General features: G+C 48.1%; 3 protein-coding genes. All 3 read right to left on the minus strand.

Features of this window, described 5'->3' with window-relative positions; translation table 11 throughout:
- Window positions 1-1,141 (minus strand): ABC transporter permease (locus OXG87_21050; protein MCY3872043.1); only part of this gene is annotated, 1,141 nt, incomplete at its 3' end.
- Window positions 1,142-1,170: 29 nt separating this feature from the next.
- The gene (locus tag OXG87_21055) at window positions 1,171-3,606 is read right to left on the minus strand and encodes an ABC transporter permease (protein MCY3872044.1); all 2,436 of its coding nucleotides are present in this window, start codon (window positions 3,604-3,606) and stop codon (window positions 1,171-1,173) included.
- A 23-nt stretch (window positions 3,607-3,629) separates the two neighbouring features.
- Window positions 3,630-5,978, minus strand: coding sequence for an ABC transporter permease (locus tag OXG87_21060; protein ID MCY3872045.1), 2,349 nt, complete (start codon window positions 5,976-5,978; stop codon window positions 3,630-3,632).
- Window positions 5,979-6,090 lie beyond the last annotated feature (112 nt).

The following is a 6,090-nucleotide window of genomic DNA, read 5'->3' on the forward strand; positions in this document are numbered from 1 at the left end:
CGAGGCTGACCAGCAGAATGAGAAAGGCAAGTGTTGTGGGGTTGAGACCGTCGGTCAAGGATAGGGATTTCCCGGCCAGGTCGTTGAATGTTGGCAAGGCGAGTTCTGCGATGGCAATGCCAGCGATGAGCGCGATGGTGATGAGTAAGAGCGATTCACCGATAAATTGTTTTGCGATTTGTGAGCGTTTTGCGCCGACGACTTTTCGCAAGCCGACTTCTCGCGCCCGGGTTGCCTGCCGTCCGAGGGTCAGGGTGGTGAAGTTGACACAGGCGATAAATAGGACGAGGATTGTTATGCCCGATAAGATGTATGAGTAAATTGGATTACTGCGACGGCTTACGTGCATGGTTTGATCGAAGTGCATTTCGGTGAGTAGCTGAAGTTTGATCTGATTCTCGCTCTTTTCGTTCCACCAGGTTTTGGCCCATTTGGGAAATTGCTGTTCGAGACCGTTTGGGTGTACATTTGGGGGGAGCATCATGAAAGTAAATATGCTGTAGGAATTCCATCTGTCTTCGACCTTGCTTTGTTCAAAGGGCATTAGCACGTCAAATTGAATCGTGGAGTTTTTGGGCGCGTTTTGCACAATGCCCGCGATGGTGTAATCCTGGATTTCATTTTTGTATTCAATGGGAAGCACTGCTCCGATCGGGTTGGTGTTGTTGAAATACTTCTGAGCGGTTTTTTCTGTTATGAGCACGGAGTATTTGTCTTGAAGGGCATGGGATAGATCGCCTCGAAGGATTGAAAAAGAAAAGATGTCGAGGAAGTTGGGATCGGTAAACCCCAATTTTGCCCGAAAAGCGCGATCTTCTGTTCCAATTTTCCCCGTGCGAGACGCGAAACGAACCGTTTGCAGGTCCGGGAATGCTTCTCTCAGGGCGGGTCCGAGAGGGCCGGGTGTTACACCGTGAACGCGTTCGTTTCGCCCTTTTATATAAACTCGATAGATGCGGTCGGCGTTTTCGTGAAAGGTGTCGTAGGTCCATTCGTTTTGAACGAAGAGAAAGGTGAGGATGCAAAAGGCGAGGCCGATGGCAATGCCGATGATGTTGATGGCCGAGTAGATGCGGTGCCTGGCGAGGTTGCGGATTGCTGTTTTCAGGTAGCTACTGAATAAAGATATTTCACCGAACATTGGTTGCTCCTTTACGGGATGGGAATTGATTACTCATGTCGCAGGGCATCCACGGGATTGGAACGCGCAGCGCGGATGGCTTGAAGGCTTATGGTACACAGGGCGATGACAACGGCTAATAGGCTACACAGAAGATATGTTTTTACACCGGGTTCAATGCGATACGCAAAGCCGTTGAGCCATTGTCCCATTGTCCAGTAGGCTATGGGCCAGGCAATGAGATTGGCGATGGTGAGGAGGAGCACAAATTCCCGGGATAGGAGCGCGATGATTTCACTTACCGATGCGCCCAATACCTTGCGGATGCCTATTTCTTTTGTGCGCTGCGAAACAGATAGCGATGCGAGGCCAAATAAACCCAGACACGCGATTAAGATTCCAAATCCCGATGCGTACCAGACAATTTGGAGCCAGTGCTGTTCTTTGCGGTATTGCTCGTTGACCTGTTGATCCAGGAATGCGATTGAAAATGGACGCGTTGGTTCTATTTTTTTCCAGGTTTCTCGCAGCAATTCAATACTGCCGTTTATGTCTTCTGGACGAATACGCACGAGAATCACGCCTGGGCCGCGATCACCTGGCGAGTCGCCTATCGAGTTATAAAATGCAATCGGCTCGATTTCATTGTGAAGCGACTGAAAATGAAAATTCTTTACCACCCCAATCACCTGATGCGGCTCTTTTTTATTTAGTACGGGAAATGGTTGTCCAATTGGATCGTCCCATCCCAAAATATCTACCAGTGTCTCGTTCACAATTACAGCCCGCTGAGAATCGCTCGGAAAATCTGGGGAAAGGTTTCGGCCCATTTTTAGATCAATGCCCAGTGTTTCTAAATAGGCTTCATCAATCCACATGGTCCAGATCGTGATCGACTTGCCATTGGGCAATCTATGGCCTCTTTGTTCTTGACTATTTACAAATGAATAGCCACCGCCAGCAATATTTACAATGCGATCATGACCGCGTAAAGCATCGCGCAAGCGTTGGGGCGTTTCCGGCGTCGCCTTGTCCAGGACCACCACCTGTTCGCTGGTATATCCCAAACTTTTCGACTGCAAATAATCCAATTGTTGCGCCATAATGCCCGTGCCGATCATCAAAACAATCGACAAGGCATATTGCACTATGACGAGGGCGCTTGTGAAGGGTTTGCGCCGTCTTGTCCGCGTGTTGCCCTTAAATACGGATATGGGTTGAAATTTTGACAGTATTAGTGCTGGATAACTGCCTGCCACAAGCCCTACAAATACGAGAATACCCATCAGCGCAACGACCAATTCCCAACTCGGCACAATCGCCACTGCCCCGCCAATCATGTTGTTAAATACCGGTAAAAATAACTCGACAAGTGCCATTCCCAACAGCAGAGCCAGCAAACTCATCAGCAGGGTTTCACCCCAAAACTGCCGCATCAAATTACCGCGATGTGCGCCTAACACCTTGCGCATGCCCACTTCCAATGACCGCTGCGTCGATTGTCCCAGTGACAGGGTTGTAAAATTGATACAGGCGATCAGCAACACCGCCATACCAATGGCTGATAAGACATAAGCAAACATCGGGCTGATCTTTTGTGCGTATCCTCCGCGCACTTCATTTTGAAAATGAATATCTACGAGTGCTTGCAAGTGCAATCGAAACGCATCGGCACGATCTTGAATACGTCCGCTCTTGATCCATCTGCTTCGCTGCTTGTCCAGAAGTTCGCTGGTAAAAGAAGCGAGTTTTTCATTTAATGCAGTTGCCTGACTCGCGTCCTGGATTTGAATATAAGTCGATACAAAATTTCCACTCCGGGACTGCGATGTCCTGAAATACCATGTGTCATCTCGATATGCATTCTCAAAGGGAATTAGAATATCATTTCCACGCATACTGGAGGTCAACGGCAAGGCTTTCATAATGCCTGTCACCACAAAATCTTGCGGATCTCGAGAGCCTTTAATACGCAGTGATTGGCCTATCACCCGGGCGTAATTTTCTGTCTCACCAAAGTATTTTCTCGCCACGCGCTCGCTGATGACCACACTGTGCAAATCGTCAAGTGCAGAATCTGCATTTCCCGCTAACAGTGGAAAGGTAAACATCTGCAAATAAGGCGGATCTATTAGTGAAATGCGTTCTTGAAACAGCTTGTCCTCACGCCCGACAATTACATATGAATTGGCAAATCGCGTTGCATGAACGATTTCTGGAAACGCGTCTTTCAATGCGCCTGCGAGATCTTTCGGCTGTAATACTATAAATGCGACTTCGCCTTCTTTGGTGATTTCCCGCGTTAATACCCGAAAGATCACATCTCTGTTTTTGTGAAACCGATCAAAAGACCATTGTTGATGTATCATCGAAAAAATCAGCACACAGCACGCCATTCCAATTGCAAGTCCGATGATGTTGATTGCGGAGAATGTCTTATTTCTGGCGATGTTGCGAATTGCAACGGTCAGATAATTTTTGATCATGGGAAGATTCCTATTATTGTTCCCTATTCATCTCGCAGGGCATCCGCCGGGTTTGCGCGCGCGGCTTTGAGGGTTTGAGTGGTGATGGTTGTGAGTACGACGAGGAACAGGGCTATACTGCCGAGTAAGAAGGTGCCAATACCCAATTCGGTGCGGTAGGCGAAGGTTTGTAACCATTGATTTGTCGCGTAATAGGCGATGGGGAATGCGATGAGGCTCGATAGGGCGATGTAGAGGACGAATTCCCGCGAGAGCAGGGATAGGATTTGCGCTTGGGATGCGCCTAAGACTTTGCGAATGCCGATTTCTTTGGTGCGTCGCGTAGCAGCCAGTGCAGCCAGTCCGAAAGCACCGAGTGCGGCGATGAAGATGGCGAATCCAGTGGCGTATTGGATCATGAGATTCCATCGTTCTTCTTTTCTGTATTGTTTGTCTAAGGCTTCGTTGATGAATGAGAAGTTGAATGCGTGGTTGGGGGCGACTTTTTCCCATTGTTCTTTTATAAATGCGATGGTGCCGGGCACATTTTCGGGGTGAATGCGCACCAACAAACGTCCAGTGTATGTCCTGAGGGGCATAATGGCGGGTTCAATTTTGTGATGCAAAGATCGGAAGTGGAAATTTTGAACAACGCCAATGATGGTCCTGTCTCGTCCATATTTGATTGTTTTGCCGACGGGGTCTTCTATGCCGAATTTTTGGACGAGTGCTTCGTTGACAAGGATTGATTCTTTGGCATCTGTTGTGAATTCTCTGTTGTATTCTCGACCTGCAACGAGTTTCATGTCGAGTGTTTTGAACAGGTCGTAGTCAATGTAAATGTTTTCAACGTATTGCCTTGGATTTCCTTCATAAGTCACATCAGCCCGGGAGCTCATGTTGTTGCTTAGAGCATGATTAAACCAGGCTGTGCTGATCACTGCAGGATGAGACAGCAGGGCATCCCGAAAAACGGTTGGTAAGGTTTTGTTTTCTCTTCGCAGTGCATGGGTCTGAATGGCGACGACGTGTTCGGTTTGATATCCCAGGGGTTTGGTTCGCAAAAAGGTGAGTTGTTGGGCCATCATCAAGGTGGTGATGATGAAGAATATGGATAGGGCAAACTGAAAAATGACCAGTAATTTGCCAAAACGATTGCCCGTTTTAATTTGCAATCGGCTCGTTATGATTTGGGTCGGCTGCAATCGGGATAAGATAAAGGCGGGATAACCCCCTGCTGTGACGCCAACGAGGCTGACAAGCAGAATGAGAAAGGCGAGGGTTGTGGGATTCAGTCCGTCGCTCATGGATAGGGATTTTCCGGCCAGAGTGTTGAATGTTGGTAAGGCGAGTTCTGCGATGGCAATGCCTGCGATGAGTGCGATGGTGATGAGTAAGAGCGATTCGCCGATAAACTGGTTTGCAATCTGCATGCGCCCTGCGCCGACGACTTTTCGCAAGCCGACTTCTCGCGCTCGCGTTGCCTGCCGTCCGAGGGTCAAGGTGATGAAGTTGACGCAGGCGATAAACAGGACGAGGAGTGCAATGCCCGATAGGATGTATGAATAAACGGGATTACTGCTGTTGCGCACACCCATGTTTTGAGCAAAATGCATTTGGGTGATAGGCAGGAGTTTGAGTTCTTGCTCGGCGCCCGACCAGATTTTGGTCAATCTGGGAAATTGCTGTTCGACACTATTTGGGGATACATTCGGGGGGAGCATTATATACGTAGCCAAGTAGGATGTATTCCATTCGTTTTTAGCTTGGACCCAGGACGCCCGTTCAAATAGCAGTAGTATGTCAAATTGAAGTGTGGAGTTTTTGGGCAGGTTTTTTGCAATACCCGTGATGGTATAGTTTTGAATTTTTTTCCCGAAGTACTGAATTGGAAGTTGTTCCCCGACGGGGTTGGCGTTGTTGAAATATTTCTGCGCGATTTTTTCTGTTATGATTACAGAATACTTGTCCTGGAGTGCTTGAGCAGGATCGCCGTGAATGACTGGAAAAGAAAAAATGTCGAGAAAGTTGGGATCGGTAAAACCCAAATTTGCTTGAAAAGCGCGATCTTCTGTACCAATTTTTCCCCCGCTACCTCTGAAACGAATCGTCTGCATGTCTGGAAATGCTTCTGTTAATGCAGGTCCAAGAGGGTCTGGTGTTATACCAGAAATACCGCTTTCATCCTGTTTGTAAACTCGATAGATTCGGTCTGCGTTTTCGTGAAAGATGTCGTAGGTCCATTCGTTGTGGACGAAGAGGTAGGTGAGGATGCAAAAGGCGAGGCCGATGGCAATGCCGATGATGTTGATGGCAGAGTAGATGCGATGCCTGGCGAGGTTGCGGATCGCTGTTTTTAGATAGCTGCTGAGTAGAGATATTTCACCGAACATGGGTTTCTCCTTTGCAGGATGGGAACTGATCACTCATATCTCAAGGCGTCAATGGGATTGGATCGCGCTGCGCGAATGGCTTGCATGCTCACAGTGCCAAAGGCGATGATCA

This window comes from Gemmatimonadota bacterium (assembly GCA_026706845.1).
Classification (GTDB): Bacteria; Latescibacterota; UBA2968; order UBA2968; family UBA2968; genus VXRD01.